The organism is Sneathiella glossodoripedis JCM 23214, assembly GCF_000616095.1.
Classification (GTDB): Bacteria; Pseudomonadota; Alphaproteobacteria; order Sneathiellales; family Sneathiellaceae; genus Sneathiella; species Sneathiella glossodoripedis.
Genome location: NZ_BAMS01000001.1, coordinates 949857 through 975258 on the forward strand (window position 1 = coordinate 949857; position 25402 = coordinate 975258).

Genomic DNA, 25402 nt, shown 5'->3' on the forward strand with positions numbered 1-25402 from the left:
TTGCTCCGTTGATTGTTTTCTCAATAGTTGCTTTGTTCTAATACCTTTATTTCGAAAGGTCCATAATCTGTATGGATTATTTTCAACACCTCATTACTGTTTTCGCCATTCCACATGGTAGAGATCAAATCGTCTGTCTTTTAGATTTTGCACTGTTCCGGAGTTTCGGCTGATGGTGAGCTGATCAAGTCGCAGGTCTGCAAATATGATACTTTCGGTATTGGTATCGGCCAGTGCTGCAATGCCGTCACGTGCGAAGGGGAAATCGCAAGGTGTGAAAATGCCGCTTTCTGCGTAGTGCACGTCCATATTCTCAACGTCGGGTAAATTTCCCACAATTCCGGATGTGACCACATAAATCTGATTTTCGATCGCGCGTGCCTGGCAGCAGTATTTGACCCTTAAGTGACCCTGACGCTCATCTGTGCAATAGGGGACAAACAGGATTTTTGCTCCCTGATCCGTAAGATGTCTTGCGGGTTCTGGAAATTCCGCATCGTAGCACACCAGAACACCGACAGGGCCACAATCTGTCTGGATGGTGTTCAGTCTGTCACCTCCTTTAATATTCCACCAGAAACTCTCGTTAGGGGTTGGGTGCAGTTTGGGCTGAGTATGGCATTGGCCGTCACGCAGAAAGATATAGGCATGGTTTTCGATGGTGTCGTCATCAATACGGGTTGGATGTGATCCGCCGATAATATTGATGTTGTAGGAAACGGCCAGTTTCTGCATCAGGTTGATGTAATCGTTCGTGTATTCCGTAATTTTTTCGATGGATTGCTGAGGAGAAAGGCGCTCAGGTTCAATCGAGACAAGCGGAATTGTCATAAGTTCAGGGAAGGTTACGAAATCCGCTTTGTAGTCGGCCGCAACATCGACAAAATATTCAACCTGTTTTGCAAAGTCTTCAAATGAAGAGACTTTACGAACTTGATATTGAACAGTTGCGATGCGAACAGAGCTTTGGGTGCGTCCGCGCTGTTCCGGTGTACGGTTATCGTTTTCCTCGACCGCCGGGTTGTGCCAAAGCATGTGGGTCGCATGGCCTTTTGAGGCTTTGTCAGAGGGAAGATAGTTTTGTAATACGCCCAGAGGTTCAAAGCCGTTGCGAATATGAAAATTGATGACACTATCTTTGATATGCCCTTCAATTACCTGCTCCAGATATTCCTGAGGATCGGGGAACGCTTTTGCACGGCGGGCATAACCGGGCATGCGGCCACCAAATATAATGCCTTTGAGGTGGAAATCTGTACATAATTTTTTACGGGCATTATACAGTCTTTGGCCAATGCGCAAGCGCCGGTAATCCGGATCAACGCAGACTTCCATGCCATATAGATATTCTCCGTTCGGGTCATGCCGGGATGCATAACCGTAACCGGTGATCTGGTCCCAGCTGTGTGATTGTAGCGCCAGGTGCCGGGAGATAATAAAGGTCGCGCAGTGACCGACAATGCGTCCATTGTATTCGGCGACAAATTGCCCTTCTGCGAAATTGGAAAGCTGGCCGGAGACCATTTTTTCCTGCAAGTTGAGGCCCGGTCCGTATATTTTTGCGCTTAGTGCGACAATGCCTGCAATATCGTTATGTTGAGCCTGGCGAACGATCAGTTTGATTTTGGCGCCTTTGGTGGTTTTTGGGGCAGTCATAGGTTTGTCTTTTTTCATGGAAGTTGGAATGCGTTGCCGGATTTCAGTGCAATCGGACAGGTACATTTAGTGTACCAGTTTTTTCCAATATTCTAAAAATATTAGCTTGTCTATTTGATAATGAATGCTTGCACTAAATAATAAATTTTATTGAATGTTCTCTTTTTGTTCTATATAATGAGGCGTTCCCTATAATCTGGTGAACAGGATTCTCAAGTTACAATGTCGGGCACTAAAGAGCAGGTACTTGCGCGGCTTAAGCAACAGATACATGACCTTGGGCATCATGTGGCGTTGCCTGAAGGTGATACATCTGACTGGCAGCGGCCAAACAGTTTAACGCTAAGGCAGGGTTTCTTTGGGATACCCCAAATGGATAAATGTCTGCCAGATGGGCAATTGACAGATGGGGCTGTACATGAGTTTGTGCCTGCCAGTCATTCTGATTTTCCTGCGGCTCTCGGGTACGCATTATGCTGTCTGCAACGCTTGCAGAGACGAAATGTAAAAGAGCGCCCTGTTTTATGGTGCAGCTCAACGCATCGAGGGGATTATCCGGGTAACCTGCATCCACATGGCCTCATGTGTCTGGGGCTTAACCCCGCCAATTTTTTGCATATTCGGGTCTCTAGTGAGAAAGAGTTTTTGTGGGTTTTAGAAGAAAGTTTGGCATCAGAAGCCTGTCCATTGGTGATTGGGGCCTATATCGGGGCTGAAAAAAACTATGATTTTACAGTCAGTCGCCGACTTGCGCTACGGGCGTCACGTGTAGGCAGTACTTTGCTGATAATCAGGAATTACAGGGCGGTTGAGGGCGAAGAGCGGAGCAGTGTGACAGCGGCGTTAACGCGCTGGTCGGTTCAGGGTGCGCCCAGTGCGCCGGAGTTTTTTAAAAATGCACATATACCCGCGATGGGCAAGCCGCGCTGGCAAGTGAAATTGACACGATGCAGGGGAGGGCGAACAGGGCAGTGGCAGTTGGAGTGGCAGCATGAGACGCATTCTTTCAATTTGGTTTCCTCGCTGGTCAATCGAGCGGCGGTTCATAAACCGACAAGATCCCCCTTTGCAGCAACAGCAAATGTCACAATACGGGACCAGGCCGGGGCATCCCGCAAAATACGTCGGGGATAGATCCCCCTTCGCACTGATAGCAAATGGGGGGAGAGGTATTCGTATTGTGGCGACCAATCTTCTTGCCGAAAAGGAGGGCGTTTTTATAGGGCAGGCTCTGGCTGATGCACGGGCGCTGTGCCCAACACTTGAAACTGCAAAAGCGACACCGGAGTTGGACCATATATCACTTGAGCGATTGGCATTTTGGTGCATGCGCTATAGTCCGTTGGTGCGGGTTCAGGCTCCTGATGGAATAGCGCTGGACATTACCGGTTGTGCCCATCTGTTCGGAGGTGAGCCGGACATGATGCAGGAGTTGTCCTCTCGGCTTAATCGATTTGGTTTGACTGTGAGGATTGGGCTTGCAGATACAATTGGCGGTGCATGGGCAGCAGCACGTTTTGGGGAGGATCAATTAAACAGAGTGCGCCCCGGTGAAATGGGAGACTTTCTCGCCCCTCTGACAATAGCCGCTCTGGATTTGCCAGCAAATATTCAGGAGCAGTTGGAGCAGTTGGGGTTGCACCGGATTGGACAATTGATTGAAACACCTTCAGCACCGTTAATGGCACGATTTGGGTGCTCATTACCTGAGAGGCTGGATCGGGCTTTGGGACGAGCGGCTGATGTTTTTGAGCCTCTTGTATTGCCGACAGAGTATCACGCTGAATGTTCCTTGATGGAGCCTGTGACATATGTGGAAGGAGTGCAGACATGCTTGCAGAAACTTGGAGGGCATCTGCAGCACCTTCTTAAGTCGGAATACAAGGGTGCGCGTGCATTCGAGCTCAGGCTGTTTCGTGTAGATGGGCATGTGCAGAGGCTGGCTGCAGCCAGTCGGACTTTGTGTGATGACGCAGAATATATACAGTTGCTGTTTAAAGAGGCTTTAGTCCGCTTACAGACAGATGTGGATTTAGGGTATGGGATTGATTTTATATCCTTGTCAGCATTTTTTGTTGAAGAAAGAGCCTCTGAGCAGCGGGGGTGGGGGGATGAGACGCATGCCAAAGACCAAACGGTGGCAATAAATCGATTGCTTGATCGTTTTGGCAACCGGCTGGGGTTTGAGCAAATTACCCGCAGTATTCCAGAAGATAGCCATATCCCCGAGCGGAGCCATCGTGAGGTGCCTGTTCATATTGATACAGGTAAAACCTCTTTTTGGATGGGAAAGAAATCAATCTCACAGGAACGACCCTTGTTACTGTTTCGTCCGCCTGAACCAGTTTCAGTCCTGGCCGAAGTGCCGGATGGTCCCCCTGTGCGTTTTGAGTGGCGAAGACGGTTGCATCATATCACGCGAGCGGAGGGGCCAGAAAGAATAGCACCTGAATGGTGGCGGTTGGAGGGGCGAACTTCACAGCAGACCCGGGATTATTATCGTGTGGAAGACAGACGGGGGCATCGGTTCTGGTTATACCGAGACGGGTTGTATGAGCGTGAAAATGATAAACCGTGCTGGTTTGTTCAGGGAGTGTTTTCATGAGGCAACCACGGTCGGGGTCATATGCGGAATTGGCAGTTTGTAGCAATTTCAGCTTCCTGCGCGGTGCTTCCCATCCCGATGAGCTGGTAGTGACAGGAGCTGCGTTGGGGTTAGATGCTATTGCAATTGCGGACCGGAATACCTTGGCAGGTGTCGTGCGGGCGCATAAGACAGCTAAAAAATTAGGAATTCGGCTGGTTGTCGGTGTTCGACTGGTTCTTCAGGAGGGGGTCGAAATACTGTGTTTTCCAACCAGCAAAGTTGCTTATAGCCGATTGACGCGGTTACTTAGCCGCGGCAATCAGCGGGCAAAAAAAGGCGAATGTCATCTATATTTTGAGGATCTCGATGAATTCGCCAACGGGCAGATTTTTATTGCTATGCCGCCAACCGAACTGACAGATGAATTTAGAAAGAATGTAAACCGTCTGGCATCTGCATATCCCGAACAAAGTTATCTGGCACTGGTACAGCATTTTGGAGTATCCGATGCAAGAGTGCTAGAGCGCCTCGCAACACTGGCAGCTGAGCATGCAATTCCGACCGTGGTATGCAATGATGTCTTGTATCACATTCCAAACCGCCGTCCCTTGCAGGACGTGATCACATGTATTCGTGAGCATGTCCCAATTGATCAAGCAGGTTTGCGCCTTGAAGCAAATGCAGAGCGGCATTTGAAGAGTCCTGCGGAAATGTACCGATTATTTCCAGGCTTTAGCGAAAGTGTCGCGCGAAGCATGGAAATAGTTGAAAAATGCCGGTTCTCTTTGGATGAACTTGCATATCAGTATCCTGATGAACCATCTGGAAATAGTAAAACCCCGCAGGAGGAACTGGAGAGGCTGACATGGCTTGGGGCTGCTGAGCGATACCCAAGTGGTATCCCACAAAAAGTCAGGCAAACGCTCGAGCATGAGTTGGGGCTTATTGGGTCATTAAGGTACGCCCCCTACTTTCTGACTGTGTATGATATTGTGCGTTTCGCGCGATCACTTGACCCTCCCATTCTTTGTCAGGGGCGTGGATCGGCTGCGAATTCAGCCGTGTGTTATTGTTTGGGTATAACGTCCGTTAATCCTTCAGAAGTTAATCTGTTGTTCGAACGTTTTATATCCGCAGAGCGTGGGGAACCCCCGGATATTGATGTGGATTTTGAACATGAGCGCCGAGAAGAAGTCATCCAGTATATTTATAATAAATATGGCCGGCATCGAGCTGGACTGGCGGCAACTGTTGTAACTTACAGAACCAAAAGCGCAATTCGAGAAGTAGGCAAGGTCATGGGCTTGTCCGAAGATCTTATAAAAGCGCTTTCCAGTAGTGTGTGGGGCCAAAGTTCGACGGGCCTTTCATGGGAAGAGGCTGCGCAGCTCGGAATTGGACCAGCAGATAGAAATATTCGTTATGTACTGAAACTGGCGAAAGAACTGATTGGATTTCCACGTCACCTTTCCCAGCATGTAGGTGGCTTTGTCATTACGCGTGATCCGTTGATTGAGCTTTCACCAATATCCAATGCAGCGATGCAGAACAGAACTATCGTTGAATGGGATAAGGATGACCTGGATGCTCTGGGCATTTTGAAAATTGATGTTTTGTCTCTTGGCATGCTGACCTGCATCCGCAAGGCATTCGATTTGCTAAAAACGCATTATAATGTGGATATGGATCTGGCCGGTGTTCCTAGGGACGATCCGCAGACATATGAAATGATCCAAAAGGCGGATACTGTTGGCGTGTTTCAGATTGAAAGTCGCGCGCAGATGTCCATGTTGCCTCGCCTGAGGCCAGCAGATTTTTACGATCTGGTTATTCAGATAGCCATTGTTCGTCCAGGACCAATTCAGGGTGATATGGTCCATCCATATTTACGCCGTCGTCAAGGACTGGAGGAGGTGGAGTATCCATCGGAGGAGTTGGCGGGCGTTTTGAAAAAAACATTGGGCGTGCCTCTGTTTCAGGAGCAGGCAATGCAAATCGCCATGGTTGCGGCTGGTTTTACGGCTGAAGAGGCTGATCAGTTGCGCCGAGCAATGGCGACGTTCAAACGCACAGGAGATATTGGGAATTTCAAGATTAGATTTATTGAAGGGATGATTGCACGCAAATACACTGCAGAGTTTGCAGAACAGTGTTTTCGGCAAATTGAAGGTTTTAGTGATTATGGCTTTCCCGAAAGCCATTCGGCCAGTTTCGCCTTGCTGGCCTATGCGTCAGCTTGGCTCAAATGCCATTACCCGGATATTTTTGCGGCAGCCATTCTGAATTCCCAACCGATGGGTTTTTATTCAGCAGCCAGTTTGGTTCGTGATTTTAGAGAACATGGTGGCACTGTTTTACCGGCGGATATCAATTTTAGTCAGTGGGACTACGTATTGGAGAAAAACCGGGATTGTACTGGCCGATATGCATTGCGATTAGGGTTGCGGCAGGTCAGAGGCGTTAAGGTTGATATGATCGAAAAATTGATTCAACGACGCGGTGAGGGCTATGACAGTGTGCGCGATTTATATTTTCGCTCCGGTATGGATATGCGCACCTTGGAATGTTTGGCGCAAGCGGATGCATTCCGATCGATTGGATTGGATCGCCGAGGAGCCCTTTGGGCTGTTAAGGGGCTTTCCGGAGTGGGAGGGCGCCGCGGAGCGCTGGAGGATTTACCGTTATTTGCATCCGTTGCTAAGGAAGGACGTAACTTGCAGCGCGAAGCTGAAGTTCGGCTGCCAGCAATGCCGCTTGGTCAGCATGTAATCGAGGATTATGCAAGTTTGCGTCTGTCGTTGAAGGCACATCCTGTTTCTTTTTTGCGAGAGCAACTTTGGCGGCGGCATATCATTTTCGCAAGAGAATTGAAAACACGGCCTACAGGAGAAAAGGTTCAGGTTGCGGGGCTTATACTGGCGCGGCAACGCCCGGGCACAGCCGCCGGAGTTATTTTTATGACACTGGAAGATGAAACAGACACGGTTAATGTGATTGTGTGGCCAAAGGTTTTTGAAAAATATCGACGCGCTGTATTGGGGGGGCGTCTGGTCCGTGTGTATGGAGAGTTACAGGTTGAGCAGAATGTTATCCATCTGATCGCTAGAGAGATAGAGGATCTCAGTGATCAGCTGTCGCTTCTGATGGAAGAGGATACAAGGCCAACCCGTATTTATCATAAAGAAATTGAGAAACCAAATTTATGGCAACATCCACGAACAACCTCTGTTATGCCAAAAGGGCGTAATTTCCACTAATTGTATGAACTATATATGATGCTTTTTTACACGTTCTCTGTGAAAGACATACAGGCCGCTGGCGCTGACAATCGCAATACCAATCCAAGTCAACATACCGGGTAAATGTCCAAAGACAATAAGCCCAAAGAGGGTGGCGCTTATAATCTCAGCGTAAGAAAAGGGTGCCAGGCTGGATGCGTCACCATTTTCAAAGGCTTTGATAATAAAAAAGTGACTAAGTGTACCCAGAATACCGGTAAGGGCCATTAAGCCAAGCCCCTTAAGGTCTGGATTTGTCCAGTAAAAGGGTAAAATTGCAGTCATTACCAATGTGCCAATTATTGCGGTAAACAGGAGTGTGTTTAACGGTGCGGTATGGCCAGAGACCTTCCGTGTAAGTAACAGATATAGTGCGTAAAATGCAGCGGAACCAAAGGCGAGAATATATCCGAGAAGCTCACCATCAGCTTCAGGCCTCAGGATAAACAATGTTCCACTGAAACCAATGATAACCGCAAGCCACCGATGAAAGCCGACTTTTTCAGCAAGAACAAATGGCGCAAGAGCGTCATAATCAGCGGGGAGACAAAAAACACGGCTTTGCCATTTGTTAAAGGAATAAACGATAAGGCGGCAAAAAAGAGCGCCGTATCAATCAAAAGAAACACTGCCCGTGTGAATTGGAGGCTGAGATTGTCAGGTTTAAAACTGATATTAACGCGGAGTATGAGAAAGAGAGGCAACAGGGAAAGCAGATGAAAAAAATAGCGACCCCAGACCACCTGCACTACCGAAAAATCAGCAACGAGTAACTTTGCTGTGCCATCCATTAAAGGCACCAACAGCATTCCCAAAATCATATAAAGTGGGGCAAGAAGATTTGCCCGCGCGCTAATATTTGCAGAATTACTCATTACTCCTTACTAGGGGTAAAAAAATAATTGTGCAATCAAGATTGTAGGGCTTCTTCTAAAGTCGAAGCTGTTCGATTTCCTTAATGTCTTTTTGCATTTCTGCCAGCTGAGTTCTTGGCATCGTTGAATAGTCTGCAAAAATTCTTATTTTGCTGACCTTCTCTTTCTCAAACGTCCAGATTTGCATCCAGCTTGAATTCCATGTGTCGTGCGTGGAAAGCAGTTCACATTTCAAATCACCTCGAACGATCAATTTATGTGTGTTGTGGTGAAACTCAGTTGGGATAATTTTATGGAACTTAAAAAATTGTCCGCAAAGATTAAACAGGTTTACGGCTCCTCGAATGCCGACAAAGGTCCCAGAGTAGCTTTCCGCATAAAACTGATTTCCCAGACAGACATGAATTTCAGTGTTTTGAGCTAAACAGTCTATAAACAGATTCGCTTCACCGTTTTTTATTCCATTCAAAAATGTATGTACCAGTTTTTCTGTAGATTGCATTTTCGTTGCCTCCTAATCCCTCCAATCCGGATAAGGCTTCATTGGATAAGCGAAAATTAAATTTCGCCTTATATCTAATTATACTAATACATTAAAAAGAAAAGTAAAAAAAATGCACATTTTGTAATAAAAATGTGCATTTTGTGATTTCGACTATAAAAACAGTGGTTTAGGCGGCTGTATTTAGAGCGCTCCAGACTTTTATAGGGGTGACCGGCATGTCGATATGGCTAATACCCTTGTCATTGAGTGCATCAATAGTTGCATTGACGACGGCGGGGGGGGCCGCGATACAACCTGCTTCTCCGCAACCTTTGACACCCATTGGGTTCATTGTGCAAGGAACCTCAATTGTCTCATATTCGAGATCCAGTGGAATATGGTCGGCACGCGGCATACCATAATCCATAAATGATCCAGTCAGAAGCTGCCCGTCTTCGGAATAAACGGTACTCTCGGTCAGTGCTTGACCAATACCCTGACCAACACCGCCAATTACTTGGTGCCTTACAAGCGCCGGATTTACAATCGTTCCAAAGTCATCAACAATAACGTATCGAACGACTTCAACAGCGCCAGTATCAGGGTCAATTTCGACTTCTGCTATGTGACAACCGTTTGGATAAGTGAAGGCCTCTACAGTAAAGCTCGCTTCACTATCAAGCCCTTCTTCTAACCCTTCTGGAAGTTGCCCCAATCCTCGTGCGCGTTCTGCAACTTCCAGGATGCCGATTTTGCGATCTGTTCCTGCAATGGAAAAAGTACCCTCTTCCGAAGAAAACTCTATATCCTGTGCGGCGGCTTCCAGAAAATGGCCCGCAAGCTGAGAGCCTTTTTCAATGACTTCGTCGCTGGCGGCGTGAATTGCAGGGCCTTGTGTTGTTAGGGAGCGAGACCCACCGGTTCCACCACCAGTTTTGATTTTATCTGTATCACCCTGAATAATTCGGATGTTTTCAAAAGGGACACCAAGCCTTTCAGTGAGCACTTGTGCATAGGCGGTAGAATGTCCCTGTCCACTAGATTGTGTACCCACAGCGAGAGAAACTATGCCATTTTCTTCAAATCGAATTGTGGCAGTTTCTGTAGGATTTCCTGCGGTGGCTTCAATATAGTAACACATGCCAATGCCGCGAATTTTCCCGTTCCGTTCGCTTGTATTTTTTCGCTCGTTGAAACTTTTCCAATCAGACTTTTCAAGAGCACGGTCCATAATGCGCTCAAATTCTCCGCTATCGTAAACGCAGCCAGTCGCCGTTTTGTATGGGATGGCGCTTGTGGGGATAAAGTTGATCCGACGAATTTCATCTGGCCCGAGGCCTAATTCCCGAGCAGCCGTATCCATAAGCCGCTCAATAATATAAATTGCTTCAGGACGCCCAGCACCGCGATAAGCATCTACAGGAACCGTGTTGGTAAAGACGCCGACACTTTGATAGTACAGGACCGGTATGTCATAAACACCCGGCAAAACCTTTACCATTGCCATAGTCGGGATCATCGGGCCGAATGTGGAAAGATAGGCACCCAAATTGGCGTTGGTTTTGATCTTCATGCCAATTATTTTGTGATTGTTGTCAAAGGCTAACGATGCAGTCGTCATATGATCGCGGCCTTGTGTGTCAGATAAAAACGCATCACTTCGCTCGCCAATCCATTTGATTGGCCGCCCCAGTTTTCGGCTGGCCCAGACGGTAACTGCGCATTCGGAATAGAAAAAGAGCTTCATTCCAAATGCACCCCCAACGTCCGGGGTAATAATGCGTATTTTCTCTTCAGGTATATGGAGCACATGATTTGCAAGGATCGAACGGGTTACCCAGCCTCCTTGCGTGCCCATACGGACGGTCATCTTCTCTTCGCTGTTATCCCAATCGGCAATAACGCCTCTGGGTTCCATGGAATTGACAACAACCCGGTTGTTGACAAGGTCTAGAGTTGTGACATGCGCAGCTTTTGAAAAAGCTTCATCTATTTCGTCTCTTGACCCGTGCTCCCAATTAAAAGCGCGATTATTTGGAACGGATGCGTGAACTAGAGGTTGACCCTCTTTATCTGCACTTGCTGTGTCTGTTACAACGTCAAGCTCGTCAAAGTCTACATAGATTAGCTCGGCTGCATCTTTTGCCTGCTGCAGGCTTTCTGCGATGATAAATGCAATATTATCGCCTACATAGTTGACTTCATCAGTTGCCAGAACCGGGTGACCGGGGTCAGCCCGGTCACTGCCATCGGCATTTTTCAATGGGATCATACAAGGGCGTTGATTGGCGTTATCTGCCTCAAGCTCCTTGCCGGTAATAATGTCAACAATTCCGGGCGCAGCGATGGCTTCTTCCAGATCAATGGATAAAATCTTTCCATGTGCAATAGGCGATCGCAACATATATCCATAAAGTTGCCCCGGCAGGTTTATATCATCAGTATATTCACCTGCCCCGCGGATCAGTCTGTCATCTTCTACGCGTGTGATCGACTGATTAACCCCAAATTTCACCATATTTCCCATCCATTCCCGTTGGAAGAACCTAACCCGGTCGGCTCTTATCAGTTTTGTCTATTTTTATGCGCCCTGATAGTGTCGTCAAGTGGGAGTGCTTAAACCTTAGGCTCCTCCCATAAGACACCTTCCTTCAACAAGCTGGTAATTTTTTCTTCCGAATAACCATAATCTTGCAGGATCTTTTTGCCGTTTACCCCAAATGCTGGCGGTGCAGCTTGAACAGAGCCAGGTGTTCTTCCCATTTTAATCGGAATCCCGGTACCGGAATATCCGTCCTTCTCAACAACCATATTGCGATGTTTTGTATGGGGGTGATTTAAGGCTTCAGGAACGCTCATAGCGGCACCTGCAGGAACACCGGCATCCAGCAGAATTGTTGCAAATTCAACGCCATCCTTGTCCTTCAGGCGCTCTTCAAGCAGTTGATTCAATTCATCGCGATGCGCAAGTCTTGAAGAGTTGTCTTGAAGCGAGGATCGTCCGGAAGTTCGGGGCAGCCAGAGCAGCGCAAAGTTTTCTAAATTGTCCATTATTTCCGATCCCAAGAAAAATGGGTGCGCTTGCAGTTCTGTACAAATCATAAGGCGCGATATTCGGGTGCGAGTTTCCGGTAAGTTTGGGTTCTTTCCCGCTCATCAACGTATTGGGTGCATGCGGGTGTTGTAACTGAATTCCGGTGTCATATAGAGAAACTTCGACAAACTGACCTTTACCCGAGCTGTGACGCTCATTCACTGCCATCAGGATTCCGATTACAGCGTTCATCCCAGTTCCCAGATCAACCAGTGGAATGCCAACACGAACCGGACCGGATTGAGGAGAGCCATTGACGCTGATCAGTCCTGCCCATGCTTGGATAACCGCATCATAGCCCGGAAATCCGCCAAAGGGTCCGTCAGCACCAAATCCAGTCACACGGCAATGGATTAGTCTTGGAAATCGGTTTTTTAAAACGTCATCATATCCAAGTCCCCATTTTTCAAGTGAGCCCGTTTTGAAGTTTTCTACAAGAATATCGGCATCTTCCAGTAGCTTGAGAAGAATATCCCGGCCCTTTTCATTCCGAATATCCAGAGCGATTGATTTTTTGTTTCTGTTTGCTCCTGAAAAATATGCGGATAGTCCATCCTCATTGAAAGGAGGGCCCCAGGTACGGGTTTCATCTCCTTGAGGGGCTCTACTTTAATTACGTCTGCGCCATGATCTGCCAGTATCTGTGTGCAAAATGGACCACCCAATACACGGGATAAATCAACGACTTTGAGGCCGCTTAATGCGCCTTTGCTTGACATTTTATAATTTCCTCAACTTGTCTAACTACTATGCTTTTACGAAGTCTGTTCAGTGTTTGCAAATAGAGTTCTTGCAAACTGGGGGTAGACTTCCTCGATTTTCGGTCGAGTGTTCTGTTGAAGTGTTTGCCTCATTTTTTGGGATGAGAGCACTGTTTGGGGAGTGTTTGGCTGATAATCAAAACTAAAGCCAGTGTTATTCAGAATATCTTCTAAAGATGATCCTTCATGTATGGATTGTAACGAAAACCGGCGTGTTTGCTTGTTAAATTTGAAAAACGCCTTATTGGTTAGCAGGCCATAAGGACCGCCCGTCCGATATATGTTGTCTTCGCTTGCGCCTGGGGCACTGATGAAATCAACCTTGTCCACGAGAACCCGCCTTGAATGTTCCTCCCGAAACAGAATTACTTTGGGGATCAGAAAATAAAGATATGCGGATCCAAAGGTTCCTGACCAGCGAGGACTATTTGTTGGGTAATCACCGACACCCATCAAGTTGATGTTGGCACTTCCGTCAATTTGTCCACCACTTAGAAAGAACGCGTCAATTCTGCCTTGAGCAGCGCAATCGAATAATTCCTGTGCTCCATTTGTAAAAAAGTTGTTTTTAACCGAACCTAGAATATTTACATGTCGCGGAGAACCATAGACTTCTTTTGCAAGAAGAGCTGCTGCACCGGGAATGGGGGACGCAGCGCCGACGGCCACGTGGTTAGTATCTTTTAATAGATTGGCTATAAAGCAGATCAGTTCAATTTTGGTGTTGATGTCAGTCATTGGGACACCTCCTGAAAAACAAACTGATCCAGATATTCGCGGAAGCCCTCTTCGGTTTTCGCCATCTTGCAATATAGTTTTAGATGTTCTGAATCTTCATCCCGACCATGCCAGAATGAAAGCGGCCAGCTTCCGTTAGGAGTAACCGCGCTGGCAGTAACGTATAGTGAAGGTAATGTTCCTGCGGCCAGTTTTTCATCTTCCAGAAGGTTCCCTTCATATAACTTTTCTGCAGTAACAAGAGCCCCGCGGGAGGCTTGAGACATCGTCACGAGTTCTTTTCGTCGGCCAACCCAGACATTGCCGTGTTCGTCCACAAGAGGAGCATGGAAAAGCGCAAAGTCGGGTTTAATTGCTGGAATGATGACAATCGGGTCTTCCTGCTCAGCAAGCGGGTTTTGAATAGTTTTCCAATTGGGATGATGGTTGAGAAGGTCGCTGCCGATAATTCCTCGCAAAGGCATAAAAGGTATTCCTTTTTGCGAGGCCTGTAGTGCCGCATGAATAGCTGGGCAGGTAGCATCGATTAATTTGATTGTAGAGTTCTTTACTGCACGACTAAAACAGGGGGCGGGATTGTATTCGCCGAGTGTTAAAGCTGAACTTTCGAATACCTCAACAGCACCTGCACCGATCAATAATTCGGCTTGCAAGCCGCAGGTAGGGACCCCAATTAAATGCAGCTTTTTGATATCTTGTCGGATGATTTCACGAATAGCAGACATGGCTACGCCGGAATAATCGGTTGGAACGGCAACCGACATTCCGCTCTCGATATGAGCCACGAGTTCCCTCAGAGATGTTGTCATATGCATCTTCCCGTTATTTTCTTTTTGATTTTGGGACAGCAATTTAAAAATTTAATCGCTTTTTTTGATAGGTGGTAGTCTAAGCTAATCTTTGCGGGTTTGGAAACACTATTGCTAATCTTTTCTAAAGATTGCAGAGGCAACCCAACCTGCCAGCAAAGAGATGATGATAGCCACGAGACCATGCAGATATGGGTGTTTATGAGCAAATTCATAAATTCTTCGCCCAATCCCGAATTTCTTAATAAACAGGGGGGACGTTTGAGCGCTGATTAACTCAGCGTTATGAAACAAGTAAACCTCTGCGATATAGTTTCCAACGGGAACATGAGCCGGAAATTTGATTGTTGTTCTGAATAGCGCGTTTCCTAGAAAATTGACGGCGGATTCACTATCCACATACAATTTGCTTTGGCCGTTTTGACGAATGACTGCATCTTCAAAAGGTTGTTGATCTGCAATACTGCTTGTTGACGAAAAATTCAGCCGCTCATAGCCAATTCGTAGTCTTCGCAATGTGGCATCGTCGGTTATATCCTTTAAGGGGCGATTGCTTGCGACTGCATAAAAGCCCGGGACATCTGCGAAAGTGACAGACTCAGTATTAGCCCAAATACCTGCCACGCGTTCTTTCTTGCGAACAATGACATTTTTTTTGGGGCCTCTGACAACTACGATGATATCACCATGGTTAGTTATACCATACTGATCTGCGGTTTTAACGGCGCCGAAAATTAACAGCTCAGTCCCGGTAAAATCCGATGTTACAGAGATCAAATGAGAAGATATATCGGTTACAAGAGATTCATCAGCTCGCAAAGTGTGACTGAAATGCAGTATCAAAGCTATGGCGCAAAGAATGTTGAATGGCCAGCGCATCAGCTACCCGCCTTCGAAGTGATGATACCGAAGGAATAAAGGTCTTCGGGGGTCAAAAACAAATCCAATGCCAGTTTGCCACATACGATCAGAACCATTAACGCAAGTAGGGATCTCAGCTGTTCCCCTTTTAATTTTGCGCCTACGCGGGTCCCGATTTGGGCGCCAATTACAGCGCTGCTCATGAGCAAGAGCGCTAACAGGATATCCACTGTTTGAGTGGTCGCAGAATGCAGGAAGGTCACATTGGCTGTTACAAAAATAATCTGAAATAAAGAGGTTCCGATTACGACAGATGTTGGCATTCCCATCAGATAAATCATTGCCGGAACCATAATAAAGCCACCACCAACCCCCATAATAGCGGAAAGGATGCCAACAAAAAACCCGAGGCTGAGCGGAAGTAGAGCGCTAATATATAGCTTGGATTTTCTGAATCGCATTTTGAACGGGAGGCCGTGAATCCAGTAATGCTGATGGAGTTTTTTACGCCGTATGGTTCCTTTTTTGGTCTTGAGAATGGATCTTACGCTTTCAAAAAGCATTAGTCCGCCAATCACCCCCAAAAACAGAACATAAGAAATGGAGATGAGCAGGTCGACTTGGCCCGCTGTTTTCAGGACTGCGAATATCCACGTCCCTAACGCAGATCCAACTATACCGCCCACGAGCAGGACGGTTCCCATTTTGAAGTCTACATTCCCTCTGCGCCAGTGTGCGATTACTCCCGAAACGCTTGCGGCGACTAATTGATTTGCACCTGTTGCCACAGCGACAGCGGGTGGTATGCCTGTAAAAATCAGTAGCGGGGTCATGAGGAAGCCACCGCCTACGCCAAACATGCCTGACAGTAGTCCGACTGCACCACCCATGCCCAGAATCAGAAATAAATTCACTGAAATCTCGGCAATGGGTAAGTAGACTGGCATATGGGGGGTGCCCCGGTATTTCTGATTATTAGACCTATAAACTGAGCTATATACTAAATTGACAACAAATGTAATCGCGTCAACAAGAAAACAGGCTTGTTGGGGTCTAAATATCTAATGAATTACGCGGCAAGTCGCACAGATTTAAGCAGATTGAGAATTTTTTCATTATATAATGAATAATAAATTGTCTGAGCATCTCTTCTGGTTGTGACAATTTCGTCTCGACGAAGTCGTCCCAAATGTTGCGATAGCGCAGACTGGCTAATCTTGATTTTTCTCTCCAACTGACCAACAGATAGTTCCTGTTCAGCAAGACATGTGAGTATTTCAAGCCGTCTTTGATTACTCAGTGACTTTAGAATTTTGCTGGCACGGTATAGTGATCCAGTTAGTTGAGTAAAATCTTTTTCGATGTCTACAGTAGCGGTTTTAATCATCAGTACCTCCCCCCAGAGGCTGTGTCACCATCAGGCTTACTCCCTGATTGCATTAGATCTAAGTTCCCGACCAAGATTGCCTCTGATCCACATGAAATACATACGAAAATCACTTATGAGTGACCAGAGCGGATACTTAAAGGTAGCAGGTCGGTTTTTTTCAATAAAGAAATGCGCAATCCATGCGGGGCCATATCCGCATATTAATGCAGCCAGAAAAAAGACTGTATTGAGTGTAACTAAAAAAAGCGCAAGCATTATCAAGGAGAGGGTCGTGCCAAAATAGTGAAGTGCACGGCACTCGGGTTTTGAGTGCTCCCTTAAATAGTAAGGCCAAAATTCCTTATATGACGAAATTCTCCTGCCCATAAAATACACACCTTCCCATGTGTATAAACTTGATAACGGCGTATATAGTATAGAAATTTTCAGAATTTGCACGTTTTTGTATCATTTTTAATGATTTTTTTTACGTTTACGTAAAGGGGAGTTGACGTTTACGTAAACGTCAACTATATTTTCTGGCATCTGACAACATTCTTTTGGGAGATGGAATGGAAAAAGAACGCTTTTCGATCACCGATCTGGCTGAGCAGTTTCAGGTGACTTCCAGAACTATCCGATTTTACGAAGACAAAGGATTGATTACTCCCTCTCGTGAAGGGTTGACGCGCATTTATTCCAGAAGTGATCGTGCAAGGCTGAAGCTCATTTTGCGGGGAAGAAGGCTTGGTTTCAGCCTTCAGGATATCAAGAAGATGATTGATTTATATGATCCTGCGGAAGGCTCAACAGAGCAGCTCAATTATACTTTGGGAAAATGCAAGGAGCAGCTGGAAAAGCTGAAAGTGCAACGCCAGGATATTAATGAAGCGATTGATGAGCTTGAAGATAGCATTTCGGATCTGGAAGACTATTTGAAAAATGGAGCCCCAGCTGAATTAAAAGCTGAGAAAAAACTCGCATAGTATTGTTTCTAAGTGTTGGTGCGGATGCACCAGATCAAATTCAAAAAACCCCCTTCGTCTTTACTAACAGGAAATGGGCGATATATCGAAAGGAAATTGGATTATGAAGAACGTGGTCATCGCTGGTTACGCTCGCTCTCCGTTCACACTCGCAAATAAAGGCGAGCTTATTAAAGTTCGTCCTGATGAAATGACTGGTCAGGTTGTGCGAGGCCTTATTGAAAAAACAGGTGTTAATGTCGAAGATATTGAAGATGTTATCATCGGCAGTGCTTTTCCAGAAGCAGAGCAGGGGTTAAATGTTGCGCGTATTGTGAGTTTCCTCGCAGGGATCCCGAAATCAGCGGCGGCAACAACTGTAAACCGGTTCTGTGGCTCATCCATGCAGGCTATTCACATGGCGGCGGGTGCAATTCAAATGGGGGCTGGTGATGTCTTCGTGTGTGGCGGCATTGAAAGTATGACCAGGGTGCCTATGGGTGGTTTTAACCCGGCACCGCATCCGCGCCTTTACAAAGAATATCCAGAGGCATATGTGTCTATGGGGATTACAGCCGAAAATCTGGCGAAACAGTACAACATTTCTCGCGCTGAGCAGGAAGAAATGGCTGTTGAAAGCCATGCACGTGCAACGGCGGCTCGTGCTGCAGGCAAATTTACAGATGAAATAATTCCGATCGTAGATGGCAATATCCGTGTGGAACAGGATGGATGTATCCGTCCGGAGACAACAATGGAAACATTGGCGGGGCTGAAGCCTGCCTTTGATGAAAGTGGTAGTGTCACGGCGGCGACTTCCTCTCCATTGACAGACGGTGCGTCTGCTACGCTGATCTGCTCAGAGGAATATGCTGACGCGAACGGCCTGAAAAAAATGGCGCGGATCAAATCTATCGCGGTGGCCGGTTGTGCTCCTGAAATTATGGGGATAGGTCCCGTTCCAGCAACCGAAAAAGCACTCAAGAGAGCCGGTCTTCAGCTTTCCGATATTGATATTATCGAGCTTAATGAAGCGTTTGCGGCTCAGTCGATTGCCGTTCTTAAAGAGGCAGGAATGTCTTATGAGAATACCAACATTGATGGCGGGGCAATCGCGATTGGTCATCCAATGGGGGCCACTGGCGCACGGATCACTGGTAAAGTTGCAAGTCTATTGCAGCGTGAAGGCAAGGCATTAGGTCTTGCGACGCAATGTATTGGTGGCGGACAAGGCATTGCGACAGTTCTGGAGGCGTGCTGATTATGGCTATTGAAAAAGTAGCCGTTATTGGCGCTGGTGTTATGGGCGCAGCGATTGCCGCTCATGTCACAAATGCTGGATATCAGGCCGTACTGCTAGACATCGTGCCTGAGGGGGCTGAAAATCGCAATATGCTTGCCGAAGGTGCTGTTGCGACAATGCTTAAGACCAAGCCAGCACCTTTTATGCATAAAAAGAATGCGAGGCTGATTACAACCGGCAATCTTGAAGACAATTTGGATCTGGTATCAGACTGTGACTGGATTTGTGAAGCGATTATTGAGCGTACAGATCTGAAGCAGGATCTTTACAAAAAGCTTGAAACAGTCAGAAAGCCCGGTTCAATCGTTACTTCTAATACCTCAACGATTCCGCTAAAGACGCTGATGGCGGGAATGCCGGATAGTTTGCAAAAAGATTTTGCGATTACCCATTTCTTTAATCCGCCGCGTTACATGCGCCTGTTCGAACTTGTAAAGGGTGAGCAGACGCGAGCAGACGCAATTGAAGAATTGCGCCGCTTTGCAGACGTTGCTTTGGGTAAAGAAGTGGTCGATTGCTATGACACGCCCGGCTTTATCGGAAACCGTATTGGGATCTACTGGTCATTCGTTGCAATCAAATCGGCGTTTGATCTTGGCATGACTGTTGAGGAAGCAGATTCCGTTTGCGGCAAACCAATGGGTATTCCAAGTACAGGTATTTTCGGACTTGGTGACTTAACCGGAATTGACTTAGGGCCAAAGGTCAATGCTTCTATGTTAAGCGAATTGCCAGAAAGTGATCCGTTCTGCCAGGAATATGATGAAAACCATCCAATGGTTTCTACAATTTCAAAAATGATTGATGAAGGTTATACCGGTCGTAAAGGTAAAGGTGGCTTTTATCGAATTAACAAAGAGGGCGGCGGCAAAGTCAAAGAGGCCCGTGATTTGAAAACCGGTGCTTATGCTCCGGTTCAAAAGCCAAGACTTGCATCCGTTAAAGCTGCAAGGAAGGGCCTGCGTGCACTCGTCGAATGTGAAGATGTGGGCGGAAAATATGCATGGGAAATCCTGTCCAAGGTAATAAGCTATTCCGCAAACTTGGTTGGCGAAATTTCCGATGATATCCGTGCTATTGATCTCGCAATGAAGACCGGATACGCATGGAAATACGGCCCATTTGAGCAGCTTGATCAACTGGGTAATCAGTACTTCATAGATCGGTTGGCAGCCGAAGGAAAGCCAGTTCCCGAATTTCTTGCTAAAGTTGGTGACCGTCCGCTTTATAAAGAAGAAGGGGTCGATGCCTTCTATATGGGGCTAAGCGGTGAATACGAGAAAATTGAGGTGCCAGACGACGCTTGGATGCTGAGTGACATTAAGCGAGGCAAAGAGCCGTTCATGTCAAACAAGGGTGCCAGCATCTGGGATCTAGGTGACGGCGTTGCCTGTCTTGAACTGCATACGAAAATGAACAGCATCGATCAGGATGTGGTGAGTATGCTGCAACAATGTGCGAAGCTGGATAAGAAAGGTTTCAAGGCGCTGGTCATTGGTAACGATGCTGATAACTTTTCAGTTGGCGCCAATGTAGGTGTTGTTCTATTCGCGGCAAACGCAGCCATGTGGCCGGTCATTGAAAATTCCATCAGTGAAGGTCAAAACGCGTTAATGAAGCTGAAATATGCACCCTTTCCGGTGGTGGCAGCACCTGCAGGCATGGCCCTTGGCGGTGGTTGTGAAATTGTTTTGGCCGCCGATGCTGTACAGGCGCATGCTGAAAGCTATATGGGACTGGTCGAGGTTGGCGTCGGTGTATTGCCCGGTTTTGGTGGCTGCAAAGAGTTGGTCATGCGCGCCATGACTAACAAGAAGCGGCCTGGTGGCGCGATGCCGGCTCTGTCTGCTGTATTTGAAAATATTTCAACAGCGAAAGTTGCAACAAGCGCAGCTGAAGCAAAAGATATGTTGATTATGCGCGAAGGTGATGCTGTCACCATGAACCGTAAGCGTGTGTTAGCGGATGCCAAGGCGAAAGCGTTGCAGTTGGCTGAAGGGTATCAACCGCCGGAACCCGTTGAGGTCAATCTTCCCGGTCCAACTGCGGCTGCGGCATTCGATATGGCTGTTCAAGGGTTTGTAACCATGGGACGGGCAACTCCTTATGATGCTGTTGTCAGTGGTGCTGTAGCGAGGGTTCTCTCGGGTGGTGATACGGATATTACCGAAACTGTATCTGAGAAAAAATTGCTGCAGTTGGAGCAGGAAGGGTTCATGTCCTTGCTTCGTAATACCAAAACGCTTGACCGGATTGAGCATATGCTCACGACCGGTAAGCCTCTTCGAAATTAAGAGAGGTCAAAATGCCAATTTATAATGCACCTGTAAAAGACATTAAATTCGTACTGAATGATTTACTCGGTCTGGACAAACTGACCAATCTGCCGGGTTTCGAAGAAGCAACTCCAGATATGCTGGATGCAATTTTGAATGAAAGCGCTAAACTGATGAGTGAGGTTATTCAGCCTCTCAATCAGGTCGGCGACAAGGAAGGTTGCACCTGGAATGATGGGGAGGTGAAAACACCTACTGGCTTTAAGGAAGCCTTTGATGAGTATCGTGAAGCTGGCTGGATGGGTATCGACGCCGATCCGGAATATGGCGGGCAAGGCTTGCCACATGTTGTGGGGATTGCGCTTGCTGAAATGATGTCATCTGCCAATATGGCGTTCGGAATGTATCCGGGGCTGACCCATGGCGCCTATGCTTCAATTCATCGTCATGGAACTGAAGAACAGAAGCGCACCTGGCTTCCCAAAATGGTGACGGGTGAGTGGACAGGAACCATGAACCTGACTGAGCCGCATTGTGGTACTGATCTTGGTCTGATGCGTACGAAAGCCGTGCCTCAGGAAGATGGCAGTTATAAAATCACAGGGACGAAGATTTTTATCAGTGCCGGTGAGCATGATATGGCAGAAAATATCGTTCACCTTGTGCTAGCCAAAATTCCTGGGGGACCGGAAGGCATTAAAGGTGTTTCCTTGTTCATCGTTCCAAAGTTCATTCTGGATGCTGACGGTAATCCTGGCGAGCGGAACGGGGTGGCCTGTGGTTCGATTGAACACAAGATGGGCATTCATGGAAACTCCACTTGCGTGATGAATTATGAAGATGCCACTGGGTATTTGCTAGGCGAGGCACACAAAGGCATGCGTGCCATGTTTACAATGATGAACGCGGCTCGTTTAGGTGTGGGAATTCAGGGGCTGTCCCAAGCGGAAGTGGCTTATCAGAACGCTGTCGAATATTCCAAAGACCGGTTGCAGGGGCGTTCCATTTCCGGCACGAAAGCCCCAGAAAAGCCAGCGGATCCGATCATCGTGCATCCTGATATTCGCAGAAATCTTCTTATGTGCCGTGCCTTTACTGAAGGGGCTCGCGCTTTGGGATTGTGGGCTGGGTTGCAGGTGGACATGGTTGAAAAACATCCTGATCCGGATGTGCGCCGTGACGCGGATGATGCGCTTGGTCTTTTAACACCTGTGATTAAGGCCTATTTCACGGACATGGGATTTGAACTGGCTGCAACTGCAATGCAATGTTACGGTGGCCATGGATATATCCATGAATGGGGGATGGAGCAATTTGTCCGTGATGCGCGTATCACGCAGATTTATGAAGGTGCAAACGGAATTCAGGCGCTCGATCTTGTAGGTCGTAAATTACCTGCCAACATGGGGCGTGCGCTGCGTCAGTTTTTCCATCCGGTAGATGCCTTTATTCAGGAAAATATGATGAACCCTGAATTGAAGGACTACGTTATGCCACTCGCAAAAGCATTTGCCAAATTACAGCAGGGCACAGCTTTGTTGGGTGAAAAAGGAATGGCAAATCCTGATGAAGCAGGTGCAGCTTCAAGTGAATATTTGAGAATGTTCGGTATTGTTGCACTGGGCTTCATGTGGCAAAAATGGCCAAGATAGCGAAAGAAAAACTCGCGGAGAATGTAGAAGACAAGCAGTTCTATGAAACTAAATTGGTGACAGCTCGTTTCTTCTTCGAACGAATTATACCCGATGTTTCTTCTTTGCTTGTTAAAATGAGCGCAGGTTCCAAAACCATGATGGAGTTGGAGGCAGAAGCGTTCTAGCAAACCGGGACTTGATGAACAGGCCGTAATAGTGAACACTATTGCGGCCTGTTTCATTTGAGTGTGTATAAATGCGTTCAAAAAATGACAAAATGTCATATGTGGTTAAAAATATTAAAAATAACAATATTTTAGGGAAGAAAACGAAATGGCAGCGAGAAAAATATTTGGGGAGGAACATAACATTTTTCGGGAATCGGTAAGACGTTTCTACGAAGAACATATAATCCCGCATCATGCTCAGTGGGAAAAGGATGGTCAGATTAGCCGGGAAGCCTGGCTGGAAGCAGGTCGGCAGGGGTTGCTCTGTATGACGATTCCGGAAGAGTATGGTGGTCTGGGAGTGGATAAGCTGTTTAGCGTTATCATGATGGAAGAGCAGGCGCGAGCAGGCACATCTGGACCGGGTTTTGGTCTGCATTCTGAAATTGTGGCGCCTTATATCCTAAATTACGGCACGGAAGAGCAGAAAAGAAAATATCTGCCCAAACTCGCTAGCGGCGAAATGATTGGCGCAATTGCAATGACCGAGCCAGCTGCGGGTTCTGACCTGCAAGGTGTGAAGACACGAGCTGTAAAGGTTGGCGATGAGTACATCCTAAATGGATCGAAAACGTTCATTACAAACGGCTTCATGAGTGATCTGGTAATTGTAGTGGCTAAAACTGACCCTGATGCGGGGGCGAAGGGAACCACTCTGTTTCTTGTTGAGGCAGACACTCCTGGTTTTTCCAAAGGTCGTAATCTGGATAAGTTGGGCCTTAAAGCCCAAGACACGGCGGAGCTCTTTTTTGAAGATGTCAGGGTGCCTGAAACTGCAATCCTTGGGGGAGAAGGAAAAGGCTTTTTCTGTCTGATGCAGGAGCTTGCATGGGAACGCTTGCAGATTGCAATCGGTGCGACCTCTACCATGGAAGCGGTCCTGGATGAAACCATTGAATATACGAAAGAAAGAAATGCTTTCGGGCGCAGCATAGTCCAATTCCAGAATACAAAATTCAAACTTGCAGAACTCAAAACCGAGGCAACTATTGCACGCACTTTTGTGGATGACTGCCTGCAAAAACTGCTGGATGGCGAATTAAGCGCGGAAACCGCCGCAATGGCGAAATACTGGTGCTCGGATTTGGAAAACAAATTGGTTGATGAGTGCCTTCAACTGCATGGTGGATATGGCTTCATGTGGGAGTATCGGGTGGCGCGGGCGTATGCGGATGCCCGTGTGCAGCGAATTTACGGCGGCACGAATGAAATCATGAAGGAAATTATTAGCCGGACACTTTGATCGCGGCAAAAGGGAGAAAAATTATGACAGAAGCATTTATTTATGATGCCGTAAGAACTCCGCGCGGGAAAGGCCGCGCAAGTGGTAGTCTGCATGAGGTTACGCCTGTAAATCTGGCGGCAGCGGCCCTGAAAGCCGTGCAGGAGCGAAATGAACTGGATACCTCGCTGGTGGACGATGTTATCCTGGGCTGCGTTGAACCCGTTGGGGAGCAAGGTGCTGTTATTGGTCGCGTTGCACCTCTTCACGCAGGGTATGCGGAAACAGCGTCGGGTGTTCAGATCAACCGATTTTGCGCATCCGGGTTGGAAGCTGTGAATATGGCAGCCGCGCAGGTCATGTCCGGTCAAAGTGATCTGACTGTTGGTGGCGGCGTAGAAAGCATGTCCCGAGTGCCGATGGGATCATCGGGCGGTGCATGGTCAGCCGATCCTCAGGTTGCATTTAAAACCTATTTTGCACCGCAAGGAATTGGTGCCGATATGATTTGTACCAAATGGGGATACAGTCGGGACGATGCTGATGCCTATGCGGTCGAAAGTCAGAAACGTGCCAAACATTCATGGGACAAAGGATATTTTGAAAAGTCAGTTATCCCTGTCAAAGATATGAACGGACTGACAATTCTTGATCACGATGAGCATATGCGGCCGGAAACAACGATGCAATCCCTTGGCGCATTGGAGCCGTCATTTGCTGTGCAGGGGGCTCAATATGGTTTTGATGCTGTGATCAAGCAACGCTACCCTGAAGTTGAAGAGCTCAATCACGTACATCATGCAGGAAATTCATCAGGTATTGTGGATGGTGCAGCCGCAGTGCTCATCGGTAACAGGGAAGCTGGTGAAAAAATAAATGTGAAGCCAAGAGCAAGATTTAAATCCTTTGCTTCAATCGGTAGTGAGCCTTCAATCATGCTGACGGGGCCATCCTATGCCGCAGAGAAAGCATTAAAGCGAGCTGGTATGAGTAAGTCAGATATCGATTTGTGGGAACTCAATGAAGCTTTTGCAGGAGTGGTTCTGCGGTTCATGGATGTGATGGGAGTAGATCATTCTGAAATCAATGTAAATGGTGGTGCAATTGCGATGGGTCACCCGTTGGGCGCTACTGGTGCAATGATACTTGGAACCGTTCTGGACGAGTTGGAGAGACGGGATCTGAACACAGCACTTGTAACCTTATGTGTAGGCGCTGGTATGGGAACCGCGACTATTATTGAGCGGGTATAAGGGAGGAACA

The 25402-nt window shown here is 47.2% G+C and carries 19 protein-coding genes and 2 pseudogenes; 9 read left to right on the forward strand and 12 right to left on the reverse strand.

All coding sequences use genetic code 11. The features are described from left to right. Positions 1-93: 93 nt before the first annotated feature. Entirely contained in the window at positions 94-1656 is a 1563-nt protein-coding gene (locus tag JCM23214_RS04755; RefSeq protein WP_025897857.1) for a GNAT family N-acetyltransferase, read from the reverse strand. Positions 1657-1878: 222 nt separating this feature from the next. Between JCM23214_RS04755 and JCM23214_RS23420 the strand changes: the two genes are divergently transcribed. From JCM23214_RS23420 to JCM23214_RS04770, 3 genes are read left to right on the forward strand one after another with little or no spacing between them, the layout of a single operon-like run. Beyond that, positions 1879-2790 carry an ImuA family protein gene (locus JCM23214_RS23420; protein WP_025897858.1) on the forward strand — a complete coding sequence of 304 codons (912 nt, stop codon included), beginning with the start codon at positions 1879-1881 and terminating at the stop codon, positions 2788-2790. Further along, positions 2738-4261 (forward strand): Y-family DNA polymerase, encoded by a 1524-nt coding sequence (locus tag JCM23214_RS04765; protein ID WP_267879378.1) that lies wholly within the window; start codon positions 2738-2740, stop codon positions 4259-4261. The genes JCM23214_RS23420 and JCM23214_RS04765 overlap by 53 nt, the downstream gene beginning before the upstream one ends. Next, complete coding sequence (locus JCM23214_RS04770; RefSeq protein ID WP_025897860.1) at positions 4258-7500, forward strand: error-prone DNA polymerase; 3243 nt, start codon at positions 4258-4260, stop codon at positions 7498-7500. The genes JCM23214_RS04765 and JCM23214_RS04770 overlap by 4 nt, the downstream gene beginning before the upstream one ends. 9 nt (positions 7501-7509) lie before the next feature. On the opposite strand, the gene JCM23214_RS22105 is transcribed toward JCM23214_RS04770, so the two are convergent. The 11 genes and pseudogenes from JCM23214_RS22105 to JCM23214_RS26485 form a co-directional block, all read right to left on the reverse strand. Then, the gene (locus tag JCM23214_RS22105; protein WP_051548025.1) at positions 7510-7971 is read right to left on the reverse strand and encodes a DMT family transporter; all 462 of its coding nucleotides are present in this window, start codon (positions 7969-7971) and stop codon (positions 7510-7512) included. Further along, positions 7959-8396 carry an EamA family transporter gene (locus tag JCM23214_RS23425; protein WP_051548026.1) on the reverse strand — a complete coding sequence of 146 codons (438 nt, stop codon included), beginning with the start codon at positions 8394-8396 and terminating at the stop codon, positions 7959-7961. The genes JCM23214_RS22105 and JCM23214_RS23425 overlap by 13 nt, the downstream gene beginning before the upstream one ends. A 55-nt stretch (positions 8397-8451) precedes the next feature. Continuing rightward, entirely contained in the window at positions 8452-8898 is a 447-nt protein-coding gene (locus JCM23214_RS04780) for a nuclear transport factor 2 family protein (protein ID WP_025897861.1), read from the reverse strand. Between the two features lie 169 nt (positions 8899-9067). Next, a complete protein-coding gene (locus tag JCM23214_RS04785; protein ID WP_025897863.1) occupies positions 9068-11398 on the reverse strand; it encodes a xanthine dehydrogenase family protein molybdopterin-binding subunit in 2331 nt (776 codons plus the stop codon). Positions 11399-11496: 98 nt separating this feature from the next. Then, positions 11497-12693, reverse strand: a pseudogene (locus tag JCM23214_RS26480) (CaiB/BaiF CoA transferase family protein). 36 nt (positions 12694-12729) lie between these two features. Further along, complete coding sequence (locus JCM23214_RS04795; RefSeq protein ID WP_025897864.1) at positions 12730-13473, reverse strand: CoA transferase; 744 nt, start codon at positions 13471-13473, stop codon at positions 12730-12732. After that, positions 13470-14282, reverse strand: coding sequence for a CoA transferase subunit A (locus tag JCM23214_RS04800; protein WP_025897865.1), 813 nt, complete (start codon positions 14280-14282; stop codon positions 13470-13472). The genes JCM23214_RS04795 and JCM23214_RS04800 overlap by 4 nt, the downstream gene beginning before the upstream one ends. Positions 14283-14396: 114 nt before the next feature. Next, positions 14397-15161 carry a TIGR02186 family protein gene (locus tag JCM23214_RS04805; RefSeq protein WP_025897867.1) on the reverse strand — a complete coding sequence of 255 codons (765 nt, stop codon included), beginning with the start codon at positions 15159-15161 and terminating at the stop codon, positions 14397-14399. Further along, positions 15161-16090, reverse strand: a complete 930-nt coding sequence (locus JCM23214_RS04810; RefSeq protein ID WP_025897868.1) for a sulfite exporter TauE/SafE family protein — start codon at positions 16088-16090, stop codon at positions 15161-15163. Before JCM23214_RS04810 ends, JCM23214_RS04805 begins: the two co-directional genes overlap by 1 nt. A 122-nt stretch (positions 16091-16212) precedes the next feature. Beyond that, complete coding sequence (locus JCM23214_RS04815; RefSeq protein WP_025897869.1) at positions 16213-16530, reverse strand: ArsR/SmtB family transcription factor; 318 nt, start codon at positions 16528-16530, stop codon at positions 16213-16215. A gap of 36 nt (positions 16531-16566) precedes the next feature. Then, positions 16567-16899, reverse strand: coding sequence for an Mpo1-like protein (locus JCM23214_RS26485; RefSeq protein ID WP_025897872.1), 333 nt, complete (start codon positions 16897-16899; stop codon positions 16567-16569). Positions 16900-17084: 185 nt separating this feature from the next. Between JCM23214_RS26485 and JCM23214_RS19120 the strand changes: the two genes are divergently transcribed. The 6 genes and pseudogenes from JCM23214_RS19120 to JCM23214_RS04850 all read left to right on the forward strand — a co-directional run bounded on the left by JCM23214_RS19120 (position 17085) and on the right by JCM23214_RS04850 (position 25392). Then, positions 17085-17498 carry a MerR family transcriptional regulator gene (locus JCM23214_RS19120; protein ID WP_025897873.1) on the forward strand — a complete coding sequence of 138 codons (414 nt, stop codon included), beginning with the start codon at positions 17085-17087 and terminating at the stop codon, positions 17496-17498. A gap of 103 nt (positions 17499-17601) precedes the next feature. Further along, positions 17602-18738 carry a thiolase family protein gene (locus JCM23214_RS04830; RefSeq protein WP_025897875.1) on the forward strand — a complete coding sequence of 379 codons (1137 nt, stop codon included), beginning with the start codon at positions 17602-17604 and terminating at the stop codon, positions 18736-18738. 2 nt (positions 18739-18740) lie between these two features. Beyond that, positions 18741-21074 (forward strand): 3-hydroxyacyl-CoA dehydrogenase/enoyl-CoA hydratase family protein, encoded by a 2334-nt coding sequence (locus tag JCM23214_RS04835; protein WP_025897876.1) that lies wholly within the window; start codon positions 18741-18743, stop codon positions 21072-21074. A gap of 281 nt (positions 21075-21355) precedes the next feature. Continuing rightward, a pseudogene (locus JCM23214_RS19125) lies at positions 21356-22875 on the forward strand (acyl-CoA dehydrogenase C-terminal domain-containing protein). 148 nt (positions 22876-23023) lie between these two features. Next, the gene (locus tag JCM23214_RS04845; RefSeq protein ID WP_025897877.1) at positions 23024-24160 is read left to right on the forward strand and encodes an acyl-CoA dehydrogenase family protein; all 1137 of its coding nucleotides are present in this window, start codon (positions 23024-23026) and stop codon (positions 24158-24160) included. A gap of 23 nt (positions 24161-24183) precedes the next feature. Continuing rightward, positions 24184-25392 (forward strand): acetyl-CoA C-acetyltransferase, encoded by a 1209-nt coding sequence (locus JCM23214_RS04850; protein ID WP_025897878.1) that lies wholly within the window; start codon positions 24184-24186, stop codon positions 25390-25392. Positions 25393-25402 lie beyond the last annotated feature (10 nt).

Coding starts and splice junctions, on each gene's coding strand:
- JCM23214_RS04785 (WP_025897863.1), bottom strand. CDS start 11,398: ATGGTGAAATTTGGGGTTAATCAGTCGATCACACGCGTAGAAGATGAC.
- JCM23214_RS04835 (WP_025897876.1), top strand. CDS start 18,741: ATGGCTATTGAAAAAGTAGCCGTTATTGGCGCTGGTGTTATGGGCGCA.
- JCM23214_RS04805 (WP_025897867.1), bottom strand. CDS start 15,161: ATGCGCTGGCCATTCAACATTCTTTGCGCCATAGCTTTGATACTGCAT.
- JCM23214_RS04815 (WP_025897869.1), bottom strand. CDS start 16,530: ATGATTAAAACCGCTACTGTAGACATCGAAAAAGATTTTACTCAACTA.
- JCM23214_RS23420 (WP_025897858.1), top strand. CDS start 1,879: ATGTCGGGCACTAAAGAGCAGGTACTTGCGCGGCTTAAGCAACAGATA.
- JCM23214_RS04800 (WP_025897865.1), bottom strand. CDS start 14,282: ATGACAACATCTCTGAGGGAACTCGTGGCTCATATCGAGAGCGGAATG.
- JCM23214_RS04755 (WP_025897857.1), bottom strand. CDS start 1,656: ATGACTGCCCCAAAAACCACCAAAGGCGCCAAAATCAAACTGATCGTT.
- JCM23214_RS04830 (WP_025897875.1), top strand. CDS start 17,602: ATGAAGAACGTGGTCATCGCTGGTTACGCTCGCTCTCCGTTCACACTC.
- JCM23214_RS04845 (WP_025897877.1), top strand. CDS start 23,024: ATGGCAGCGAGAAAAATATTTGGGGAGGAACATAACATTTTTCGGGAA.
- JCM23214_RS04765 (WP_267879378.1), top strand. CDS start 2,738: ATGTCACAATACGGGACCAGGCCGGGGCATCCCGCAAAATACGTCGGG.
- JCM23214_RS04795 (WP_025897864.1), bottom strand. CDS start 13,473: ATGACTGACATCAACACCAAAATTGAACTGATCTGCTTTATAGCCAAT.
- JCM23214_RS19120 (WP_025897873.1), top strand. CDS start 17,085: ATGGAAAAAGAACGCTTTTCGATCACCGATCTGGCTGAGCAGTTTCAG.
- JCM23214_RS04850 (WP_025897878.1), top strand. CDS start 24,184: ATGACAGAAGCATTTATTTATGATGCCGTAAGAACTCCGCGCGGGAAA.
- JCM23214_RS04810 (WP_025897868.1), bottom strand. CDS start 16,090: ATGCCAGTCTACTTACCCATTGCCGAGATTTCAGTGAATTTATTTCTG.
- JCM23214_RS26485 (WP_025897872.1), bottom strand. CDS start 16,899: ATGGGCAGGAGAATTTCGTCATATAAGGAATTTTGGCCTTACTATTTA.
- JCM23214_RS04780 (WP_025897861.1), bottom strand. CDS start 8,898: ATGCAATCTACAGAAAAACTGGTACATACATTTTTGAATGGAATAAAA.
- JCM23214_RS04770 (WP_025897860.1), top strand. CDS start 4,258: ATGAGGCAACCACGGTCGGGGTCATATGCGGAATTGGCAGTTTGTAGC.
- JCM23214_RS23425 (WP_051548026.1), bottom strand. CDS start 8,396: ATGAGTAATTCTGCAAATATTAGCGCGCGGGCAAATCTTCTTGCCCCA.